This window comes from Martinezella rhizogenes (assembly GCF_000799715.1).
In the GTDB taxonomy this organism is placed as follows: domain Bacteria; phylum Pseudomonadota; class Alphaproteobacteria; order Rhizobiales; family Rhizobiaceae; genus Rhizobium; species Rhizobium rhizogenes_C.
On sequence record NZ_JUHG01000001.1, the window covers coordinates 13,654 to 33,920 of the forward strand.

Consider the following 20,267-nt stretch of genomic DNA (forward strand, 5'->3'; position numbering starts at 1 on the left):
TTCCGCGATCCCGGTTCCGTTAGAGATGAGGGCGTTTCCGCCCGGCTTCGGGCATCAGGCGTCCAGCCAGACGCGGGTCGCGACGTAGCCGTTCGACATGTCGTTGCCGATATCGTGAACGTAGCCCTTCACCTGCTTGGTGGAGGCGTTCACGAAGTCGTTGAACATCGGCAGGATAACGCCGCCTTCGTCACGGACCATCATCGCCATGGAGCGATACATCTCCTTGCGCTTGGTCTCGTCGAGTTCCGAGCGGGCCTCAAGCAGAAGCTTGTCGAAGTCCGGACGCAGGAAGCGCGTGTCGTTCCAGTCGGCCTTAGAGAGATAGGCGGTGGAATACATCTGGTCCTGTGTCGGGCGGCCACCCCAGTAGGACGTGGAGAACGGCTGGACGTTCCAGACGTTGGTCCAGTAGCCATCGCCCGGCTCGCGCTTGACCTCGATATTGATCCCAGCCTTCTTGCAGCTTTCCTGATAGAGGACGGCAGCGTCGACGGCGCCCGGGAAGGCGACTTCCGAGGTGCGCAGCAGGACGGAGCCGCTGTGGCCGGACTTCTTGTAATGGAAGGAAGCCTTGTCGGGATCGTAGGCGCGCTGCTCGATGCCTTCTGGGAACAGGGCATAGGTGCTGTTGATCGGGAAGTCGTTGCCGACCTTGCCGTAGCCGCCGAGGATCTTCTTGACCATGGTCTCGCGGTCCATGGCGTATTTCAGCGCCAGGCGAAGGTCATTATTGTCGAACGGTGCCGTGTTGCAATGCATGATGAACACGTAATGGCCACGGCCCGCGGTCGCCAGGATCTCGACATTCGGCGCGCGCTTCAACAGGTCGACCGTCTTCGGGTCGACGCGGTTGATGTAATGCACCTGACCCGACGACAGCGCTGCGATACGCGCGGTCGCGTCGTTCATGCCGATGATCTCGATCGAGTCGACATAACCGCGATCCTTGCGCCAGTCGTCCTTGTTCTTCTCCAGCGTGGCGCGCACGCCGGCCTCGAAAGTGAGGAGCTTGTAGGGACCGGTGCCGATCGAGGCAAAGGGATCGTCGTTGCCGCCGTTGGGCTGGATAACCAGATGGTAATCGGTCAGAAGCAACGGCATGTCGGCGTTGCCTTCGGTCAGCGTCAGGACGAGGTTGTCGCCATCGGCCTTGATCTCCTTGATCGACTTCATGACGCCGAGGGCGCCCGATTCCGATTTGCTGTCGGTATGGCGCTTCAGGGTGGCGACGACGTCGTCGATCGTCAGGTCCTTGCCGTTGTGGAACTTCACGCCCTTGCGGATCTTGAAGGTCCAGGTGACGGCATCCTTCGACGGCTCCCAGGATTCGGCAAGCGACGGCACGGCGGCGCCGGTGAGCGGGTCGGATTCGACCAGCATATCGCCCCAGCAACGGCCGATACAGAACATGAACTGCGAGAGGAATTTCGCCGGGTCCTTGCTGTCGGTGGCGGCACCGCCTTCAAGGCCAAGTTTCAGATGGCCGCCGTGCTTCGGCTCGGCTGCCATTGCACTTTCGGTAAAGAGCGCGTCGGCAAGTGCCAATGTCATGCCGGCGGCCATGGCGCGTCCCATGAATTCGCGACGGCTGAGCCCACCCGAGGTCATGCGGCTTGCGAGATGTTTCGTGTAATCGTTCATTCCCCAGTTCCTTCTTTTTGATGCGTTGATAAAATTCTCGGGCTGGGCTTCGAGAAGCGGTTTCCTCTTCCGCCTGAAGCTTGGTTGCCCGCGATCATGCAGGAAAATCACACGGTTGCTACCGTTTTCTCATTTCCCTTTCCAGATAGGGGCTCGCTTCTCCGCGAAAGCCCTTGCTCCTTCCAACTGGTCCTCGCTCGAATAAAGGGCATCGACGGTCGCAAACTGCCTTTTTGTGATTTTATTCATGGCAGTCTGGAACGTCGTTCCCTCAGCTTCGCGAACGATTTCCTTGATGGCGGCGTAAACAAGTGGCGGGCCGCTTTCCAAAAGGCGGGCAAGTTCCCACGCCCGATCCACCAGCTTGTCCGCAGCGACAATCTCATTGACGAAGCCCCAGCGATGCGCCTCAGCGACATCAAGCCAGCGGCCGGTCAGGAGCATGTCCATCGCGATGTGGTAAGGGATTCGCTTCGGCAATTTGATCGACGCGGCATCCGCGACCGTTCCCGAGCGGATTTCGGGAAGCGCGAACGTCGCATGTTCGACGGCAACGATCAGGTCGCAGGAAAGGGCGATCTCCAGCCCGCCGCCGCAACAGATGCCGTTGACGGCGCAGATCACCGGTTTGTTGAGATCGCGAAGTTCCTGCAGGCCACCGAAACCGCCGACGCCGTAATCGCCGTCGACCGCATCGCCTGCGGCGGCCGCCTTCAAATCCCAGCCGGCGGAAAAGAATTTTTCGCCCGCACCGGAGATGATCGCCACGCGCAGCTCGGGGTCGTCACGGAAATCGCGGAAAATCTGGCCCATCTCACGGCTGGTCGCAAGGTCGATGGCGTTCGCCTTCGGCCGGTCGATAATGACCTCCAGGATACCGTTGTCGCGTCGAACGCGAATGGGGCTGTGCAACTTACGCTACCTCCTTCGCCGGATGAGGGCGTCTGCGGCAACGACGCCACGATTGTCCGGCAAAACCATCAATGGATTAATGTCTAGTTCTTCAAGCCGCGCGGCGTGTTTTACGACATATTCTGCCGTTGATACGACGGCATCGACAACTAAATCGAGGTTGCCTTTCGCGCCGCCGCGATACCCTTCGACCAGTTTTTTGACTTTCAGCCGCGAAATGGCGGCGAGAACGTCCGTTCTCGTCACTGGAAGAGCCAAAATGACGGAATCTTCAAGCAATTCAACTAGGATTCCGCCCGCACCGACCGTCAACGCCAGTCCGAGGGCGGGGTCACGCACGGCCCCGACGATCAGCTCGACGACCGGACGCTCGATCATCCGCTCGACTAGGTAACCGGAGGCGACATGCGCCATTCCTTGAGCCGCGCTTCGTACGGCCTCCATATCCTTAAGGTTGAGCATGACGGCGCCGGCCTCGGACTTGTGTTCGACGCTCAGAGCCTTCAGAGCGACGGGAAAGCCGAGGCGTTCTGCCTGCTCGGCAGCCTCGCCCGGACTGGCTGCCGTCGCGCCGGTGGGAACGGTAAGACCAAAGGCGGATAACTCCGCCTTGGCTGCCGCCTCGCTCAAGGTTTCGATCTCGCCTCCGACCAAGGCAACGTCGAGCAGCGGCAGCGGCGGTTGAGCGCACCAGGCCGCCCCGATCTGGCTTGCAATTTCGGCCGCAGCAATGGTTTCGCTGATACCGCAAAGGGGTACAATACCGTCTTCGATCAGCTGCAAGGCGATAGCTTCCGGCATGTTTTCCGGCAGCGTCGCCAGGATTCCAGCGCGTGCGCCGGTCCGTTTCGCGGCCGCGGAGATGGCGGCAACCGTCGTCATCCAGTCCGCTCCGTCGCAACGGTCGTCCCGCGGGAAATCGAGGACGATCAGATTGAGCGCGTAATCGCCTTCGAACATGGCGGTGAAGGCCTCCGTCATAAGGGCAAAGTCGCCCCAGACGAAGGTGTGGTAGTCGAGAGGATTGGAGAGAGTGACCATCTCGCCGAGGCTGCGCCGCAGGGCAGGTAGTTGCTCCGGCTTCAGGGCGCGAAAGTCCACGGCCCGATCGGTCGCGGCATCAGCCATCAGCGAGGCCTCGCCGCCGGAGCAGCTCATCGAGGAGATCGCATTGCTTGTCAGTGGGCCGGCAACATGCAGAAGCTTTAGCGTTTCGATCAGTTCCGGCAGCGTGGCGACCCGGCCGATGCCGAGACGGGCGAGAACCGCATCGGCGACGGCGTCACTGCCGGCAAGCGAGGCCGTATGCGAGACGGCGGCGCGCTGTGCCTGTTCGGACTTGCCGACTTTCAGCGCGACAACGGGCTTGCGCAGTTCGCGGGCACGCATGGCAAGTTTTTGCAGCGCCTGAACGTTGCCGAAGCCTTCGATATGCAAACCAATCGCCGTGACGCGGGGATCCTCAAGGACGGCGAGAGCCAAATCCGATAGTCCGATCTGCGCCTGGTTGCCTGCCGTCATCAGGTAGCTGATGGGCAGGCCGCGCTTCTGCATGCTGAGATTGATGGCGATATTGGAGGATTGGGTGAGAATGGCGACGCCGCGCTCGACGCGCACCATTCCATGCTGGTCGGGCCAGAGCAGGGCGCCGTCCAGCCCGTTGATCACGCCATAACAGTTCGGCCCGACGATCGGCATGTCCCCGGCGGCCTCGACCAATGCCTCCTGTAGCGTGATACCATCAGCCAGTTCGGCAACTGCTTCGCTGAAGCCCGAGGCATAGCAGACGGCGCCACCGGCGCCTCTGGCTGACAGCGCGCGGACGATATCGACGGTCAGCATCCGGTTGACGCCGACGAAGGAGGCGTCCGGTGCTGCGGGCAACTCCTCCACCGATCGATAGCAGCGGCGACCAAGAACACTTTCCAGCGTCGGGTGTACCGGCCAGATGTCGCCGGAAAATCCCATCCGGTCGCATTGTTCGATGACCCGGCGCGCCTCGCGACCGCCGAAGACGGCGATTGTTTGCGGTCTGATCAGGCGGTCGAGCGAGCGTTGGGTCATCCGGTCAGGCTCCGAATGGCCGCAAGAGATCGCGGCTGATGATATGCCGCTGGATTTCCGATGTCCCGTCCCAGATGCGCTCGACACGCGCATCGCGCCAAAAGCGGGCCAGCGGCAGGTCGTCCATCAGCCCCATGCCGCCGAAGATCTGGATTGCTTCGTCTGTGACTCGAGCAAGCATTTCCGAGGCATAGAGCTTGGCCGAGGCGACTTCGCGATTGGCGGAATGCCCCGCGTCGAGCCGCCAGGCGGCGGACAGCGTCAAAAGATCGGCGGCGTCGATCTCGGTGATCATGTCGGCAAGCTTGAACGACACGCCCTGATTGGCGCCGATCGGCCGGCCGAACTGCTTGCGTTCCGCCGCATAGGGCAGGGCCATGTCGAAGACACGGCGAGCCCGTCCGACGCAGGTGGCCGCCACCGTCAGGCGCGTTCCATACAGCCATTCATTGGCGATATCGAAGCCGCGATGCACTTCGCCAAGCATCTGGGATTTGGGAAGACGGCAATCCGTGAAATTCAGGCTGGAGTTGTGATAGCCGCGATGGGATAGCGATTCATAGCCTTTGAGGATCTCAAAGCCCGGTGTGCCGCGATCGATCAGAAAGGCCGTGATCTTCTTCTTGATGCCCTTCGGCGTCTCTTCTTCGCCGGTGGCGGCAAAGACGATGACGAAATCGGCGACATCTGCATGGGAGATGAAATGCTTGGTGCCGTTGAGGATAAAGTCGCTGCCGTCCTGTCTTGCAGCGCATTTCATGCCGCGCATGTCCGAGCCGGCATCGGGTTCGGTAATGGCGAGAGCATCGACCTTCTCGCCACGCACGGCTGGCAGCAGATATCGCTCGCGCTGCTCGCCTTCACAGGCCATCAGAATGCCGGAAGGACGCCCGAAAAAGACGGTCAGCGCCATCGAGCCACGGCCGAGCTCGCGCTCGACGAGGGTAAAGGTGGTGTGGTCGAGCCCTGCGCCGCCGACCTCTTCGGGAAAGTTGCAGGCATAGAAGCCGAGATCGATGCATTTGCGCCGGATCTCCTCGGCGAGCTCCGGCGGCACGATGCCGGTGCGATCAACCTCGTTCTCATGCGGATAAATTTCCGTCTCGACGAAGCCCCGGACTGTCTTGACGATCATTTCCTGTTCTTCGTTGAGCCCGAAATTCATTTTCGCTTCCTCCTAGCGTTTTTGTCCGACATGGCGCCCGATGCCGTCCGGCAGGGGCAGCTTCGTATGTGCCTGGGCGATCTGTTTTATTTTGCCCAGCACCTCCTCCGGTGCGGGAGCGGCTTTACCTGCCTTGGCGTCGACATGCAGCAGCATATGTTCGGCTGTGGCAATGACATCACCGGTTACCGTGTCGTGGATCGTGTGGAACAGATGCAGCCGCTTCTCATCGGCGGACAGGAGCTGGCAGGTCGAATGGATTGCCTGGCCGAGCTTGGCTTCGCCGATGTGGCGGATATGGGTTTCGACCGTGTAGTAGCTGTGGCCGCGCTCAACATAGTCAAAGCCGACGCCGATCAGGCGCAGCAGCGCATCGGAAGTATCGCCGAACACCTGTAGATAGCGATGTTCGGTCATGTGGCCGTTATAGTCGACCCAGGCGGGGCTCACCTTGGTTTCGATAAGACGCAGCGGTCCTGCCAGGTCGTGAAGTTTTCTTTCGCTGCCGCCGGCTGCCCAGAGACTTTGCTCGAAATCCTTGAGCAGCTTGCCGGCGCCCCAGCCCTTGCCGCCATGACTGCCCTTCAATGTCTGGAGGATGCCGACGAGATTTTCGTCGCGGATTCGTTCCAGTTCGCGCATCGACAATCCGGCGGCCTGCTCGTCCGACTGCTGGCCGATCTTTTCGACCAGCGCATCGTCGAGATCGACGACATCCATCAGCTTGGTCCAGTTCCATTGCAGCGCCGGGCCGAATTGAGCCAGGAAGTGCCGCATGCCAGCTTCGCCACCGGCGATGCGGTAGGTCTGGAACAAGCCCATCTGCGCCCAGCGCAGGCCGAAGGAGTAGCGGATGACATCATCCAGCGTTTCGACGGTGCAGATATCATCCTTGATCAGCCAGAGCGCCTCGCGCCACAGGGCTTCCAGCAGGCGATCGCCGACGAAAGCTTCGATCTCCTTGGCGATATGGACGCCCTTCATGCCGATCGGCGGCAGCCGGTCCATAGCCGCCTTGATCGTTTCCTTCGACGTCTTCTCGCCGCCGACGATTTCGACCAGCGGCAGCAGGTAGACCGGATTATAGGGATGGGCGACGAAGAGACGTTCGGGGTGCCGCATGTCGCGCTGGAGATCAGTCGGCAAGAGGCCGGAGGTCGAGGAGCCGATCAGCGCGTCGGGCCTTGCCGCCGCATCGATCTGCGTCAGCACCTTGCGCTTGAGATCGAGCCGCTCGGGAACGCTCTCCTGAATCCAGTCCGCGCCGGCGACCGCTTCTTCCAGCGTCTCGCGGAAGGTGAGCTTGCCGCGCGCGGGAAGCGGCGCGCCGGTCAGCATCGCATAGGCCCTTTCGGCGTTCGCCAGGACTTCGCCGACGATGCGGGTTGCTTCCGGATGCGGGTCGAAGACATCGACATCGATGCCTGCCAGCAGAAAACGGGCGATCCATCCGCCGCCGATGACGCCGCCGCCAATGCAGGCTGCCTTGTTGATCTTGGTCATTTCGGCCTCAGCGCTTCGTCAGTTTCAGTTTCTTGCGAACGTCTTCAGGGCCGATAATGCGCGCGCCCATGCCTTCGATGACCTGCACTGCCTTTTCGACGAGCTGGGCATTGATCGCGAGCAGGCCCTTGCCGGCGTAGAGATTGTCTTCAAGGCCGACGCGGACGTTGCCGCCGGCAAGGACGGCCGCGGCCGGATAGGCCATGGCGTTGCGACCGATGGAAAAGGCCGAGAAGGTCCAGCTCGATGGAACGTTATTGACCATCGCCATAAAGGTGTTGAGGTCATCGGGTGCCCCCCAGGGGATGCCCATGCAGAGCTGGATGAGGACCGGGTCCTCAATAAGACCCTCCTCGGCAAGCTGTTTGGCAAACCAGAGATGACCGGTATCGAAGGCTTCGATCTCGGGGCGAACGCCGAGATCGGTCATCTTCTTCGTCATGGCCCGCAGCATCGACGGCGTATTGGTCATGACATAGTCGCCGAGGCTGAAGTTCATCGTGCCGCAATCGAGTGTGCAGATTTCCGGCAGGCATTCGGCAACGTGGCTGACGCGCTCCGTGGCGCCGGCCATGTCGGTACCTCTGACGTTCAGGGGCAAGGGGTTTTCGACATCCCCGAAGATCAGATCGCCGCCCATGCCGGCGGTCAGGTTGAGCACGACATCGACATCGGCGGAACGGATGCGGTCGGTCACTTCCCTGTAGAGATCGTTGCGGCGGCTGGCCGCACCCGTTTCGGGATCGCGGACATGGCAGTGAACAACTGCCGCACCGGCCTTTGCGGCATCGATCGCGGATTCGGCTATCTGCTTGGGAGTGATCGGGACATGGCTGGATTTCGAAACGGTGTCGCCGGAACCGGTGACGGCGCAGGTGATGAAGACATCGCGGTTCATTGCAAGAGGCATTTTGTTCTCCCTCGTATTGAGGACATTACGCGGCAAGCGATGGCTTCATGCTTTGCATTTCCAGAAACTAACGATACATTATCGGAAATACGAGAAATCCCCATGCTCACGCCATCCGATACGCCGCTCGACATCGACCTGCTGGTGCTTCCCGAAACAAACTTGATCCTGATCGCGTCAGTGATCGAACCTCTGCGCGGTGCCAACCGCATTTCCGGCAGCGAGCTCTATCGCTGGCGGCTGTTTACGTTGGACGGTTCGCCGGTCGAGACGACCAGTCTGATTCCGGTTCCGGCCTCCGGCAACTTCCGCCCGTCAAACGACACGGCGCCGCTCTTCGTGCTCGCAAGCTACAATTGGCGGCGCAGTGCCACGTCGGCGCTGAAGATGCAATTGTCGCAGACGGCGCGCCACCGTTCGATGATCGCCGGCATCGAATCAGGAAGTTGGCTGCTGGCCGAGGCGAGCCTTCTCGACAATGTGTCGGCGGCTGTTCATTGGGAGGATTCGGAGGATTTCGCGCTGGCCTATCCGCAGGTGCTTGCCGTCAAGGACCGTTTCGTCATCGACGGCAAGCGCATCACCACGGCCGGCTCGATGCCGACGATCGACCTGATGCTGGAAATCATCCGGCGGCGGCAGGGCTATTCGCTGGCGCTCGAAGTCAGCCGGCTTTTCATCTACGAGCCGGCGACCGTCTATGGCGCCATGGAGCTGTCGCCGTCGACAGCCGGCTTGCGTCTGCGCGATCCGCGCGTTGCCCAGGCCGTGCGGCTGATGGAGGAGCATATCGAGCAGCCGCTGGTCCTGACACGCCTGGCGCGGCGCATCGGGGTCAGCGCCCGCCATCTCCAGGCGCTGTTTCAGGATGATTTCGGCGCTCCGCCGCATGTGCATTATCTGGCGCTTCGGCTCAATGCGGCACGGCGCAAGGTGATCGAGACCAAGGCATCGTTTGCGGAGATTGCCGCGGCGACCGGTTTCAATTCAGCCTCGGCCTTTTCCCGCAGCTATCGTGCCAGTTTTTCGGAAAGTCCGTCGGGCACGCGTCAGCGCTTGCGCGGGCGCTCTACGGCTGCAGCAGCGCCGACATAGGCTGAAAGGCTTCGCGCACCATCTCCGCCAGCTCCCGGATCGCCTCGCTGGAATGATAGGGGTTACGGCGAAGCACGACGCGGGAGGAATCGACCGGTGGAAATCCATCGTCGCTCGTCAGTTCCCGGCAACCATGCGGAATGTTGCTTCGCGAGAGCGTCGTGACGGCAAGCCCGGCGGATACGGCATTTTTCAGGCCGGAACTGGTATCGGCGACGAAGGCAATGCGATAGCGCCGGCCCTGCTGCTCCAGGGAGCGCAAGGCAAAGTCACGGCACCATGTCGAGTCGCGATAGATCGCGATGGGCAGCGGCACCGCTTCATGCAAGCGGTGCACCAACGAGGTCACCCAGACTGTCGGGTCGATGCAGAGCACCTCGCCGGTGGTCTGATCGCTCCAGTCGAAGACGACGGCGAGATCGAGTTCGTCTTTCTCGAGGGCGGCGAGATTGTGCGCGGTATAGTCGCAGGAAACGGTGACTTCGACGGCGGGGTGCCGAATAGCGAAGGCGGCAAGCGCCGCCGGCAGGATGGTCTGGCTGTATTCCTCCGGAATGCCGATCCGGACAGGCCCGTCCAGCGGCTTGGTGCGGATAGTGGCTGCCGCCTCGGTTAGCAGGTCGATCACGCGTTGCGCATAGGGAAGCAATTGATTACCTGCCCGGGTCAGGATGACCCCGCGCGCGCTTCTGTCGAACAACGCTTCGCCGATGGTTTCCTCGAGGCGCTTGATCTGGGCGCTGACGGCCGATTGCGTGCGGCCGATGCGCTGGGCGGCAGCGGAAAAATTCGATGTCTCGGTGATAACGAGAAAGGTCCGGAGCAGATCGCTTTCGATGGGTTCGCGCATGGCGGCTCACAAATTTTTCTGATGGCTACTATCTCTACTATTCGTTTGTCTGATGTCAAATATCGGCGCAGACAGATGACATTCAACCCGATGCTTCATTCGTTGAGTCCTGTTAGATGACCATTCAGAATCCTGCTCGAACCTTCTCCTCAAATGAGTATGAGAAGGGTATTATTCTTGTGGCCGTGGCAACGCTTGCGTGGAGTTGCAGCGGCATCTATGCGCGTCTTCTGACGACGGACTTGTGGACGGCAATCGCCTGGCGGTCGCTGTTTGGCGGCATGTTCCTCTTGATCCCAAGCTTCTTTCTCGAGGGCGGGTTTTCACGGCGCCAGTGGAGTTCGATTTTTCATCCCGCCGGATTGGCGATGATTGCCTGCCAGACCATCAGTCAGGCCTGCTTTATCGGTGCGCTCTACATGACCACGGTCGCAAACGTGACCATGATCTATGCAACGGCGCCGTTCATCGCCGCCTTTCTCAGCTGGACGATACTGAAGGAGCGGGTGGCGAAGCGGACGTTGATTGCCGGCGGCGTTTGCCTCGTCGGGGTGGCGGTTATCGTCGCTTCCTCGATTGGGGGCGGTACCGGCGTCGGCGATCTCCTTGCACTCGGCATGACGGTCACCTTCGCTCTTATCATCGTCATCCCGCGCATCGACCGCAGCGTGCCGATCCTGCCGTCAAGCGTCGTCAGCGGGTTCCTGACATTCGTGCTCTTCCTGCCCTTCGCCTCGACAGCCTCGCTCGACACCTATAATTGGCTGCTGTTGGCGGCATTTGGAGCGACGAATTTCGCACTCGCCTTTGTCCTTTTCCTTTTCGGTTCGAGGCGAATGCCTGCGGCCGATGCGGCCCTCATCAGCTCGATGGAGATCGTGCTCACCCCGTTCTGGGTCTGGCTCTTCTTTTCCGAGAAGCCGCCGGTGGCCACTTTTGTGGGCGGTGTGATCATCCTTGCGACGATCGTGTGGCATACCGCTGTCGATCTCAGACATGGCCGCCGCGTCCGGGCGCAGGTCTAGAAGGTCGTAACCGTCGGTTTCTGCTCCCGAGACGATGACAGGCTTTTGCTTCAAGTCACAGTCGATCGCGGGGCCGCCACCGAGGCGCGCTGGATCAGGCTGGTCTTGACGATCGTGCGTTCGACCGGCGTCTCCCCGCCGTTCAGCCGCGAAATGAGCCTTTCGGCTGCCTTCTTCCCCATTTCATAGACAGGCTGATCGACGACGGTGATCGGTGGAGCGGTGACCGTCGTCCAGTCCGCATCTAGGAAGGAAATCATCGATATATCCCTGGGGATGGAAAGGTTCAGGGACTGTAGAGAACGGAACACCCTGAGCCCGACGAGGCTATCGGACGCCAGCAGAGCCGTCGGCGGACTTTCTTCCGCCAGCAAGCGCTTCACGACGGCATCCGTCCGCTGCTGATCCGTGGCGCCGAGCCGGACGTAGTGCTCTGGGTCCTTCAATCCGGCGTCAATCTGCGCGCTCAAGAAGCCTTCCACGCGCTCGCGCACGGCGGAGTTGGATATCTGCCGGCTGTCCGTGAACGGATCGGCACCGGTGTCCATGGCGGATATATAGGCGATGCGGCGATGTCCTGCCTCAAGCAAATGTCGCGTTGCGTTCATGGCGGCGTCGCGGTCGTCGCCGGTCACCGAGTCGACCCCAAGCTCCGGAATGCTTCTGTCGAACAGGACGAGCGGAACGCCGACGCGGCGAATATCTTTCAGATGCTCCATCCGGTCGCATCGCGCCGGCGTAACGATCAGGCCATCAACGCGCTTGCCGATAAGCAGGTCGACCGCCGATTTCTCGGCGTCGAGCTCTTCGCCTGAATTGGCGATGATGACGTTGAAGCCTGCCACGCGGGCAGCATCGCTGATGCCCCGGACGGCAAGGCTGAAAAAGGCGTTTTCGATATCGCCGACGATGACGCCGATGATGCCGGATTTCCCCGTCGTCATGCTGCGGGCAAGCTCATTCGGTCTGTATTCAAGCTCTGTGGCCGCAGCCATGACCTGAGCACGGATCTTGTCGCTGACCACGCCGTAGCCGCCGAGAACACGGGCCGCCGTGGCTTTCGAAACCTTGGCCGCTTTTGCGACGTCGGCGACGGTGATGGAGCGTTTGGATGGGCTGGGGTTTTCCATGCGACGACGGTTACAAGAGTTGTTGACGGAAGGTCAATCTCAAGTTAACAAATAACCATTGAGACCGGTCTCTTTGTAGATGATACCGGTCTCTTGTGCAAATCTTTCCTTCGGCGATATCAGATGAAGGAAGGATGATCACGCATAAAAATGCCAATAAGAGCACCTTCAGAGCGGAGAATGAACATGAGCAAATCTGGCATATTCGCAGCAGCCATCGCTCCCTTGCGAGCTGGCGTCCTGGCCTATCTTCTTGCAGTCGGTATCGGGTCCGCATCCGCGGCCGACAATCCCTACAATCTCATCGACCCGCAGACCATCAGCGTCGGGACAATGGGCGATGCGAAGCCCTACACGTTCGCCACGGCCGACGGCCAGTTCACCGGCTTCGACATTGAATTGTTCCTGAATGTCGTATCGCGCATGGGCTTTGCGAAGGACAAGGTGACCTTCACCGGTCAGGAGTTCTCGGCCCTGATGCCGTCCGTCGCCAATGAGCGCTTCGACGTGGCGGTCGCCGCGATCGGAACCACCGAGGCGCGCAAGAAGACGGTCGATTTCTCCGATGGTTATATCGCCGGATATCTCTCCGTTTTGACGCCGGAACCCGGCATCAAGGATGCCGATACGCTTAAGGGCAAGCGTCTCGGTGTGGTGCAGGGCACCTTGCAGGAAATCTACGCCACCAAAAACTTCGTTGGGGCGGATCTCGTAAAGTTCCCCGACAACAACTCGGCGGTGGCCGCACTCAACAACGGCACGGTCGACGCTCATTTCCTCGATTACGAAGCAGCCAAACAATATGGCGAGCGCTATCCGGCGCTGAAGATCGCCGTGAACATCCCGTCCTTCGATGCGCCCGCGGGCTTCGTGATCAAAAAGGGAAATGATGCCTTCCGCACTGCGTTGAACACCGCGCTTCACGCCGCTATGCAGGATGGCACCTGGAAGACGCTTTATGAAAAGTGGTTTCCGGGTTCGCCGATGCCAGACCAATATCTACCCAAGAAGTAACGCTTCGAGCCGCCCGCGCTTGCCGGGCGGCTCCTTCATGGCATTGCTGATGTGCGGCCAAGCAGCCGCGTCGGCATGTCCCGCAAGAATTCATGGGGAATGGAATGGATTGGCTTGAAAATCTCCGCCGCAGCTTCCTGGATTGGGATGCCATGGCGGAAGTGCTGCCGAGCATGATCACTGTCGGCCTGAAGAATACGTTGATCCTGGCTGCTGCCTCGACGGTGCTCGGCGTCATCATCGGAATGATCCTGGCCGTGATGGGCATCTCGCAGTCACGCTGGCTGCGCCTGCCGGCGCGGATTTACACCGATATCTTTCGAGGTCTGCCGGCGATCGTGACGATCCTGATCATCGGCCAGGGTTTTGCCCGCGTCGGGCGCGAACTGTTCGGCCCCTCACCGTTTCCACTCGGTATCATCGCGCTCAGTCTGATTGCCGGCGCCTATATCGGCGAGATCTTCCGTTCCGGCATCCAAAGCGTCGAGCGCGGCCAGATGGAGGCCTGCCGTGCGCTTAGCATGAGTTATGGGCAGGGGATGCGATTGATTGTTATCCCGCAAGGCGTGCGGCGCGTCCTGCCGGCGCTCGTCAATCAGTTCATCGGCAACGTCAAGGATTCGAGCCTCGTCTATTTCCTAGGGTTGCTTGCCTCGGAGCGTGAGATTTTCCGCGTCGGGCAGGATCAGGCCGTGGTGACGGGAAACCTGTCGCCCTTGCTGCTTGCTGGCGTGTTTTATCTCGTCATCACCGTGCCGCTCACCCATTTCGTCAACTATATCGACACGAGACTGCGGCTTGGAAAACAAGGGCGTGGCGCGGGGGCTGCAAGCGGTCTTGTCGAGGTGGGTGAATTGCAGGCTGCTTCCAATACCACCATTGGCAGTGAACCACGTTTCAAGGCAGGCGCGCTCAAGGTCCACGATCTCAGCATGGCCTATGGTGATCTCGATGTGCTGAAGGGTGTCGATCTCGATATCGCTCCGGGGACGGTGACTTGCATCATCGGCCCGTCCGGTTCCGGCAAGTCCACGCTTCTGCGGTGCCTGAACCGTTTGGTCGAACCAAAGCGCGGCGACATCCTGCTTGATGGCGAAAGCATTCTGGTGATGAAGCCGGAAAGCCTGCGCCGTCGTGTCGGTATGGTATTCCAGCACTTCAACCTCTTTCCCGATCACACAGCGCTCGAAAACGTCATGCTGTCGCTGACGAAGATCAAGAAGATACCCCGAGCCGAAGCGCGTAGGATTGCCGAAGCACGCCTCACCGAGGTCGGTCTTGCCGAACGCAAGGATCATCGGCCGGCTGGCCTGTCGGGTGGGCAACAGCAACGTGTTGCGATCGCCCGCGCGCTGGCGATGGATCCCGAGGTCATCCTGTTCGACGAGGTGACGAGCGCGCTCGATCCCGAACTGGTCAAGGGTGTTCTCGACCTGATGGCGAACCTTGGACGGCAGGGCATGACGATGGCCGTCGTGACCCACGAAATGGGATTTGCCCGCAGGGTTGCCGATCAGGTCGTATTCATGGATGAAGGCCGCATCATCGAAGCGGGTTCGCCGCAGCAAATTTTCGACAGTCCGCAAAGCGAGCGGCTGAAGCGCTTCCTGGCCGAGGTTCTCTGATGCCTGTCGCCACGGTATAGGCCATGGATTTCTCACTACCAAACAACGTCAATAGATAAGGTTATCCAACATGCATGCTTCCACTCAGCCTTCGAAGGTCATCGTCGTTGGCGGCGGGATTTTCGGGGTCTCGACAGCGCTTCATCTGGCGCGGCTCGGTGTTCGCACCATCATCATCAATGATGGCCCGCTGGCGAACGGCGCCTCCGGCCGTTCGCTCGCCTGGCTCAATTCGGCGCGAAAGCGCTCAAACGCCTATCATAGGCTGCGCATGGCCGGCATCGACCGTTACCGGACGCTCGCCGCCAAATATCCGGAAGCACAGTGGCTTCGTTTCGATGGCGGGTTGACCTGGGATGCGGATGGCGGCGGCAATGAGATTGCCGAGGTCTTCGAATATGAGCGCAACCTCGGTTACCACACTCTACTGCTCACCCCCTCGAAGATTGCCGAGACGACGCCGGGCGTCGATGCCAGCACAGTGACGCCGCAGGGCGCCAAGTTCAATCCGGGCGAGGGCTGGGTTGATCTGCCGTCGCTGATCGGTGTTCTTGCCAAGGAGTTCAAGGCGCTAGGCGGCGAGATCGTCACCGACGCCGGACGTGCGACCGTCAATGTCGAAGGCGGGCGGGCTCGCGGCGTGACGACATCGAACGGTGTCCGCTGGGACGCCGACGCCGTTTTGCTTGCGGCCGGTGGTGCCGTTCCCGCGATCGTCGCCGAGGCTGGTCAGCATATTGCCGACGGAACGCCGATTGCGCTTCTCGTCAGAACGAAACCGATCAGGCATCCGCTGAAAGCAGTCCTGAACACGCCGCGCGTTGCCGTTCGGCCGACGCCGGACGGTGGTTTTGCACTCGATTCCGCCTGGTCGGAGGAGGAAGTGGGCGTGAATGCAGACGGAAGCTACGAGATCAAGCCCTCGACGCTCGATGGCCTTCTTCGAGAGGCGTCGAAGGTGCTCGAGGGCAATCCGGCGCTCGAACTGGCGGATTATGGTGTCGGCCCGAAACCCATTCCGGGTGATGGCGACCCGGTGTTTGGAGAGCTACAGACTATCCCCGGCTACTTCGTCGCCTTTAGCCACAGCGGCGCCACGCTCGGCCTGATTGCCGGCGAATTGCTCGCCGATGAGATCGCCACCGGAAAACGTCATCCACTGCTGGCCAATTTCCGGCCGGAGCGTTTTTCCAAATAGTTCGCGTGAGGCGGTCTGGCCCCGCTGTTTCGGCGGGGGCTTTGCTCAGTGGATCGAGCCGAGCAGCACGGGGCTCGAGGCGAGGTTGTCGACCAGGACCGTCATGGCGTAGCAGGCGACAAGCAATTGCGCCGAAAAGGTCAGCACCGGCCTCCAGTCCTTGGCGGCCGGAGCCCGCTTGTAGGACAAGGTCGAGCTGCTCCTGGTTTCAAGCGGGATGTTCTCGAAGGTCTTTGCTCCGAACACCAGCAAGCAGAGAATGTTGAAAATGATGAATTGGCGCGCGCCCGCGCCGATGATGCAAAACATTCCGTTGCAGCCAAAACAGCCGGCCCAAAGATAGAGGCGTCCCTGCTTGCCGAGGTAGCGCCTGACACCCGTCAGCCCATTCAGCAATTGGTCCGGATCGCTCGATCCTGCATTGCGGGTTTGTTTCACATTTGGTCTCCTTGCCCGAATCTGGGGCAGATACAAGGAAACCAGTTTTCGCCTGTCACATGTGTTGCATTGTATTGCGGCGTATTTTTTTAGTTTGCTGCGGATAGACCGCTGCGGCGTCGCGCTTGCCGATAATCAAATGATCCAAGTGCATCCGGAGCCCTCGCTGTATGGGCGATCCCGTCGCAACAAAATGTAACAAGACATAACATTGCATTACATCGGAATTGCTATGATAGGGCCGTATTCGAATATGAGGTCGTAGATGCTAGCTGATTCCCTTTCATCCGATCGCCCGACGGACGTGCTGATTTGTCTCGACAATCCACAGGCCGCCACGAGCATCGGGTCGGTCCTGTCGGCACGCGGCCTCTCGGTCGCAGCAATCTCGATGTCGGGAATGCAGAGCGAGTTCGAGCCGAACGGTTACCGGGTGGTGATAACGCATACGGCGATGATCGGCCAGGTGCGGAACCGATTGAAACTGCCGATCGTCAATGTCGAGGCCTTCATCTTCGAGCGTCTGGACGGTTCTGATGCCGGCTCGCCAAAGCGGTTTGATGGCGCCGCCTTCGTGAAGCGCGTTCTGTCGGTCATGAGCGACGCCGAAAAACGCGCGCCACGCTAATGCGCACCGGACGCGACCATGTGGAAGCATCCGAAGGCATTTCCGGTCAAACCCTGGCGGAACTGAGAAACGCCTTGGTCTGGTTTCTGGAAGTCTCTGTCGCCGTAGTTTTCGGCCTGTCGGGCCTTTTGAAGATATCGAAACCGATCGAATATCTCGACAGTCTGGGCATGGATTCCGTGATGGCTCTTCCCGAATGGGCCGTTCGTACCGTAGGCACCGTCGAATTGCTGTCGGCAAGCGCCTTGTTGGTGCCGGCCATGCTTGGCGTGCTCGTCAGCCTCGCACCTCTCGCCATCACCGCACTTCTGGCCGCGCAGGCGTTTGCCATCATCCTTGAGCTTTCGCTCGCCCAGGGCGATTTCGCGCTGACCATGAACATCGTCTTGCTTGGCTGTCTTGCGGTGGTTGCCTGGCATCGCCTCCAAGCCGTTCGGTAACGGCTTGGGCTTTCACAGGCGCTGCTGGGTGGCCTTGTCGAAGAAGTGGACATTCGGCGATTTGAAGGAAAGCTGTACCTTCTGGTTCGGAGCCAGCTCCGCGCGCTCCCGCATGACCCATGTCAGCTCCTTGCCTTCCACCTCCAGCGCCACATGGGTCTCGGAGCCTGTGGGCTCAATGACGGTGACGGTTGCCGGCACGCCGCCGTCGGCCGCAAAGGAAATGTCTTCGGGACGAATGCCGATGAGGATGTCCTTGTTCTCTGCCTGGGCAGGAGCGTCGAGGAGTTCGACCGGCGTGCCGCTTGGCAACAACAGGGTCGGCTTCGGGCCGCCGGTGAGCCTGCCTTCGAGGAAATTCATCGCGGGGGATCCGAGGAAGCCAGCGACGAAGACATTTCTCGGTCGGTCGTAAAGTTCGAGCGGCGTTCCGATCTGCTCGACCTTGCCGCCCTGCAACACCACGATCTTGTCGGCCATCGTCATTGCCTCGATCTGGTCGTGGGTGACATAGACGATGGTGGTTTTCAGCCGCTGATGCAGCGCCTTGATCTCGGCCCGCATCTTGACGCGCAATTTTGCATCGAGATTGGACAGTGGTTCGTCGAAGAGGAAGACCTTGGGATCGCGCACGATGGCGCGTCCCATGGCGACACGCTGGCGCTGGCCGCCGGAAAGCTGGGCGGGCTTGCGGCCGAGCAAAGGCTGAAGCCCGAGGATCTGCGCGGCCTCACCAACCTTCCGCTCGATCTCGGGACGCTTCGCGCCGGCGAGTTCGAGCGCGAAGCCCATATTCTGGGCGACGGTCATCTGCGGATAAAGCGCATAGTTCTGGAAGACCATCGCGATGTCGCGATCCTTCGGTTGCAGGTTGTTGACAACCCGCCCGCCGATCGAGATTTCGCCGCCGGTGATTTCCTCCAGCCCCGCGATCATCCGCAGAAGCGTCGACTTGCCACAGCCCGATGGCCCGACGAGAATGACGAATTCGCCGTCCGATATGTCGACATCGACGCCGTGGATGATATCCACCGCTCCGTAGGACTTCTTGACGTTCTTGATGGTCAGTCCGGACATGAAATTCCTCCCTGTGAGGCCCGATCAGTTCTTTTTGCGGATGCGAAGGGCTTGGTATGGCTTGCCCGGCAGTTCGACGCCAAAGGCGGCGTCCGGCTTGCCGCCGCGTACGATCGCGCCGTGCCGCGTGGGATGCGGGATCGGAGCGTCCACCTTCCTTGCGGGGGTAACGGTCATCTCCCAGGTGTCGATGATGTCGACGTCGTAATCCGTGCCGTCCTTGGGCAGCCCTGTCGACCAGATGACGGGCTGATGTTCGCCGAGATAGATGTAGCTGACATCGCCATCCCGAGCCCCCGAGACGCGCGTCCAGGGCCACTCGCCGTTCGCCCCAAGCGGCTCGAGCCCACCGACGGCATCCAGTTCCAGCAAGTCACGCAAAAAGCCGATACGCTTCCATGCCTCGCCGCGCAGTTCCCCACCCTTTGCCCACCAGATGAGATCCTGCGGATGCGAGTAGGTTTCGCCGTGGCCGGCATAGCCGCCGCGCATCATCGTCAGCCAGAAGCGATGAACCAGCTCCTGCGCCGTCAGATTGCCCCAGGACTGGATGATGTCGCCTTCATATTCCGGTTCGTCGTTGACGACAGGCTTGCCATAGGCGTCGCGCCACTCCTGGGTCCGCTTGACGTCCCAGTTCTGGATGCAGGTATGGGTGACCCAGGGCTTGCGATGATCGAAGTTCATCGTCTGCTCGCCATTGTGGATCGATTTCAGATGGCCGTAGGGATCGTTCTCCTCAAGGATATGGAAATAGCGGTCCCATTGCGCCATCGGCTTGGTGTCGAGGAGGAAGTCATATTCGTTGGCGAGCGCCCACCAGACGTTCCGGTAGGCGGCAAGCCGAGCCGCGAGATATTCGACATAGCGGAAGTCCTGCTCGGCGGACATGTCGGCATAGCCCCAGCGGTCATAGGGATGGAACATGATGATATCGGCTTCGATGCCGAGCGCGCAAAGGGCCGCAACCTGCTTTTCGAAATGCCGGAAAAGGACGGGGTTTGGACGGTCGAAGTCCTCCTTGCCGTCGGCACCCTTCTCGAAACAGGGATAAAGCGGCTCGTTGACGTTGTAGGGGTAGTCCTTTGGAAACAACCCCATACGGATCTTGTTGAAACGTGCATTCTTCAGCGTTTCGAGTGTCTGCTCCTGCATTTCCAGCGGCTGATGCGTCCAGGCATAGCAAGTCGTCCCGAAGGAGAGGAATGGCTTGCCGTCGGCATGGGCGAAATGAAACTTGTTGCGCACGCGCACCGGCCCGTGATTGCCCTCGGACGGTTTGGTGGCGGTCAATGAGCCGATCTTGCCGTCGAGTTCCACGGTTTTCGAACGCGTCCTGAAGGACCATTCGCCTTCATTGTCGGGCATGAAGCGGACGCGATAGACGCCGTCGCCATCATAAAAGCCAGGCACGCGGACCTCGCGGCTATTTTGGCTGAAAACGGCATCGAATGCCACGTCGAGATAGGGATTGCCGCCCGAAGGGCCGTTGAAGGCCGCCTCGAAGACGCCCCATTTTTCGACGGTTGCACTGGACATGATGTTCTCC

18 protein-coding genes are annotated in these 20,267 nt (G+C 60.5%); 7 read left to right on the forward strand and 11 right to left on the reverse strand.

Going from position 1 to position 20,267, the window contains the following annotated elements:
• Window positions 1-54 precede the first annotated feature (54 nt).
• The 6 genes from EX00_RS00070 to bcoG form a co-directional block, all read right to left on the reverse strand.
• The gene (locus EX00_RS00070) at window positions 55-1,644 is read right to left on the reverse strand and encodes an ABC transporter substrate-binding protein (protein WP_047452910.1); all 1,590 of its coding nucleotides are present in this window, start codon (window positions 1,642-1,644) and stop codon (window positions 55-57) included.
• A 129-nt stretch (window positions 1,645-1,773) separates the two neighbouring features.
• Window positions 1,774-2,556, reverse strand: coding sequence for a carnitinyl-CoA dehydratase (locus EX00_RS00075; RefSeq protein WP_047452911.1), 783 nt, complete (start codon window positions 2,554-2,556; stop codon window positions 1,774-1,776).
• Window positions 2,557-2,562: 6 nt separating this feature from the next.
• The gene (locus tag EX00_RS00080) at window positions 2,563-4,620 is read right to left on the reverse strand and encodes an acetate--CoA ligase family protein (RefSeq protein WP_047452914.1); all 2,058 of its coding nucleotides are present in this window, start codon (window positions 4,618-4,620) and stop codon (window positions 2,563-2,565) included.
• Window positions 4,621-4,624: 4 nt separating this feature from the next.
• Entirely contained in the window at window positions 4,625-5,785 is a 1,161-nt protein-coding gene (locus EX00_RS00085) for an acyl-CoA dehydrogenase family protein (RefSeq protein ID WP_047452916.1), read from the reverse strand.
• Between the two features lie 12 nt (window positions 5,786-5,797).
• A complete protein-coding gene (locus EX00_RS00090) occupies window positions 5,798-7,288 on the reverse strand; it encodes a carnitine 3-dehydrogenase (protein ID WP_047452918.1) in 1,491 nt (496 codons plus the stop codon).
• Between the two features lie 7 nt (window positions 7,289-7,295).
• Window positions 7,296-8,198 (reverse strand): 3-dehydrocarnitine:acetyl-CoA trimethylamine transferase BcoG, encoded by a 903-nt coding sequence (gene bcoG / locus EX00_RS00095; protein ID WP_047452923.1) that lies wholly within the window; start codon window positions 8,196-8,198, stop codon window positions 7,296-7,298.
• A 102-nt stretch (window positions 8,199-8,300) separates the two neighbouring features.
• On the opposite strand from bcoG, the gene EX00_RS00100 reads away from it, so the two are divergent.
• Window positions 8,301-9,293: a GlxA family transcriptional regulator gene (locus tag EX00_RS00100; RefSeq protein WP_047452925.1), complete on the forward strand. Its 993-nt coding sequence runs from the start codon at window positions 8,301-8,303 to the stop codon at window positions 9,291-9,293.
• Here EX00_RS00100 and EX00_RS00105 read toward each other — a convergent pair.
• Window positions 9,268-10,143 carry a LysR substrate-binding domain-containing protein gene (locus tag EX00_RS00105; protein WP_047452927.1) on the reverse strand — a complete coding sequence of 292 codons (876 nt, stop codon included), beginning with the start codon at window positions 10,141-10,143 and terminating at the stop codon, window positions 9,268-9,270. The two genes, EX00_RS00100 and EX00_RS00105, sit on opposite strands and share 26 nt — an antisense overlap.
• Before the next feature lie 116 nt (window positions 10,144-10,259).
• Between EX00_RS00105 and EX00_RS00110 the strand changes: the two genes are divergently transcribed.
• Window positions 10,260-11,168 carry a DMT family transporter gene (locus EX00_RS00110; RefSeq protein ID WP_047452929.1) on the forward strand — a complete coding sequence of 303 codons (909 nt, stop codon included), beginning with the start codon at window positions 10,260-10,262 and terminating at the stop codon, window positions 11,166-11,168.
• A gap of 50 nt (window positions 11,169-11,218) precedes the next feature.
• Here the strand turns inward: EX00_RS00110 and EX00_RS00115 are convergent, their stop codons facing one another.
• Window positions 11,219-12,298 (reverse strand): LacI family DNA-binding transcriptional regulator, encoded by a 1,080-nt coding sequence (locus tag EX00_RS00115; protein ID WP_047452931.1) that lies wholly within the window; start codon window positions 12,296-12,298, stop codon window positions 11,219-11,221.
• 186 nt (window positions 12,299-12,484) lie between these two features.
• Between EX00_RS00115 and EX00_RS00120 the strand changes: the two genes are divergently transcribed.
• The 3 genes from EX00_RS00120 to EX00_RS00130 all read left to right on the forward strand — a co-directional run bounded on the left by EX00_RS00120 (window position 12,485) and on the right by EX00_RS00130 (window position 16,135).
• Window positions 12,485-13,312, forward strand: coding sequence for an ABC transporter substrate-binding protein (locus tag EX00_RS00120; protein WP_404943999.1), 828 nt, complete (start codon window positions 12,485-12,487; stop codon window positions 13,310-13,312).
• A gap of 104 nt (window positions 13,313-13,416) precedes the next feature.
• Window positions 13,417-14,937 carry an amino acid ABC transporter permease/ATP-binding protein gene (locus tag EX00_RS32190; protein WP_047452934.1) on the forward strand — a complete coding sequence of 507 codons (1,521 nt, stop codon included), beginning with the start codon at window positions 13,417-13,419 and terminating at the stop codon, window positions 14,935-14,937.
• Window positions 14,938-15,007: 70 nt separating this feature from the next.
• On the forward strand, window positions 15,008-16,135 hold the full coding sequence (locus tag EX00_RS00130; protein ID WP_047452936.1) for an NAD(P)/FAD-dependent oxidoreductase: 1,128 nt from the start codon (window positions 15,008-15,010) through the stop codon (window positions 16,133-16,135).
• Window positions 16,136-16,180: 45 nt separating this feature from the next.
• On the opposite strand, the gene EX00_RS00135 is transcribed toward EX00_RS00130, so the two are convergent.
• Window positions 16,181-16,573, reverse strand: a complete 393-nt coding sequence (locus EX00_RS00135; RefSeq protein ID WP_047452937.1) for a hypothetical protein — start codon at window positions 16,571-16,573, stop codon at window positions 16,181-16,183.
• Window positions 16,574-16,838: 265 nt separating this feature from the next.
• Between EX00_RS00135 and EX00_RS00140 the strand changes: the two genes are divergently transcribed.
• Window positions 16,839-17,201 carry a hypothetical protein gene (locus EX00_RS00140; RefSeq protein ID WP_047452938.1) on the forward strand — a complete coding sequence of 121 codons (363 nt, stop codon included), beginning with the start codon at window positions 16,839-16,841 and terminating at the stop codon, window positions 17,199-17,201.
• 20 nt (window positions 17,202-17,221) lie between these two features.
• On the forward strand, window positions 17,222-17,641 hold the full coding sequence (locus EX00_RS00145) for a DoxX family protein (protein ID WP_234708939.1): 420 nt from the start codon (window positions 17,222-17,224) through the stop codon (window positions 17,639-17,641).
• Window positions 17,642-17,653: 12 nt separating this feature from the next.
• Here EX00_RS00145 and EX00_RS00150 read toward each other — a convergent pair whose 3' ends face one another.
• On the reverse strand, window positions 17,654-18,718 hold the full coding sequence (locus EX00_RS00150) for an ABC transporter ATP-binding protein (RefSeq protein ID WP_047452941.1): 1,065 nt from the start codon (window positions 18,716-18,718) through the stop codon (window positions 17,654-17,656).
• A 24-nt stretch (window positions 18,719-18,742) separates the two neighbouring features.
• Window positions 18,743-20,257 carry a DUF5060 domain-containing protein gene (locus EX00_RS00155; protein ID WP_047452943.1) on the reverse strand — a complete coding sequence of 505 codons (1,515 nt, stop codon included), beginning with the start codon at window positions 20,255-20,257 and terminating at the stop codon, window positions 18,743-18,745.
• Between the last annotated feature and the right edge of the window lie 10 nt (window positions 20,258-20,267).

Coding starts and splice junctions, on each gene's coding strand:
- EX00_RS00080 (WP_047452914.1), bottom strand. CDS start 4,620: ATGACCCAACGCTCGCTCGACCGCCTGATCAGACCGCAAACAATCGCC.
- EX00_RS00110 (WP_047452929.1), top strand. CDS start 10,260: ATGACCATTCAGAATCCTGCTCGAACCTTCTCCTCAAATGAGTATGAG.
- bcoG (WP_047452923.1), bottom strand. CDS start 8,198: ATGCCTCTTGCAATGAACCGCGATGTCTTCATCACCTGCGCCGTCACC.
- EX00_RS00130 (WP_047452936.1), top strand. CDS start 15,008: ATGCATGCTTCCACTCAGCCTTCGAAGGTCATCGTCGTTGGCGGCGGG.
- EX00_RS32190 (WP_047452934.1), top strand. CDS start 13,417: ATGGATTGGCTTGAAAATCTCCGCCGCAGCTTCCTGGATTGGGATGCC.
- EX00_RS00120 (WP_404943999.1), top strand. CDS start 12,485: ATGAGCAAATCTGGCATATTCGCAGCAGCCATCGCTCCCTTGCGAGCT.
- EX00_RS00150 (WP_047452941.1), bottom strand. CDS start 18,718: ATGTCCGGACTGACCATCAAGAACGTCAAGAAGTCCTACGGAGCGGTG.
- EX00_RS00090 (WP_047452918.1), bottom strand. CDS start 7,288: ATGACCAAGATCAACAAGGCAGCCTGCATTGGCGGCGGCGTCATCGGC.
- EX00_RS00070 (WP_047452910.1), bottom strand. CDS start 1,644: ATGAACGATTACACGAAACATCTCGCAAGCCGCATGACCTCGGGTGGG.
- EX00_RS00100 (WP_047452925.1), top strand. CDS start 8,301: ATGCTCACGCCATCCGATACGCCGCTCGACATCGACCTGCTGGTGCTT.
- EX00_RS00155 (WP_047452943.1), bottom strand. CDS start 20,257: ATGTCCAGTGCAACCGTCGAAAAATGGGGCGTCTTCGAGGCGGCCTTC.
- EX00_RS00140 (WP_047452938.1), top strand. CDS start 16,839: ATGCTAGCTGATTCCCTTTCATCCGATCGCCCGACGGACGTGCTGATT.
- EX00_RS00085 (WP_047452916.1), bottom strand. CDS start 5,785: ATGAATTTCGGGCTCAACGAAGAACAGGAAATGATCGTCAAGACAGTC.
- EX00_RS00115 (WP_047452931.1), bottom strand. CDS start 12,298: ATGGAAAACCCCAGCCCATCCAAACGCTCCATCACCGTCGCCGACGTC.
- EX00_RS00105 (WP_047452927.1), bottom strand. CDS start 10,143: ATGCGCGAACCCATCGAAAGCGATCTGCTCCGGACCTTTCTCGTTATC.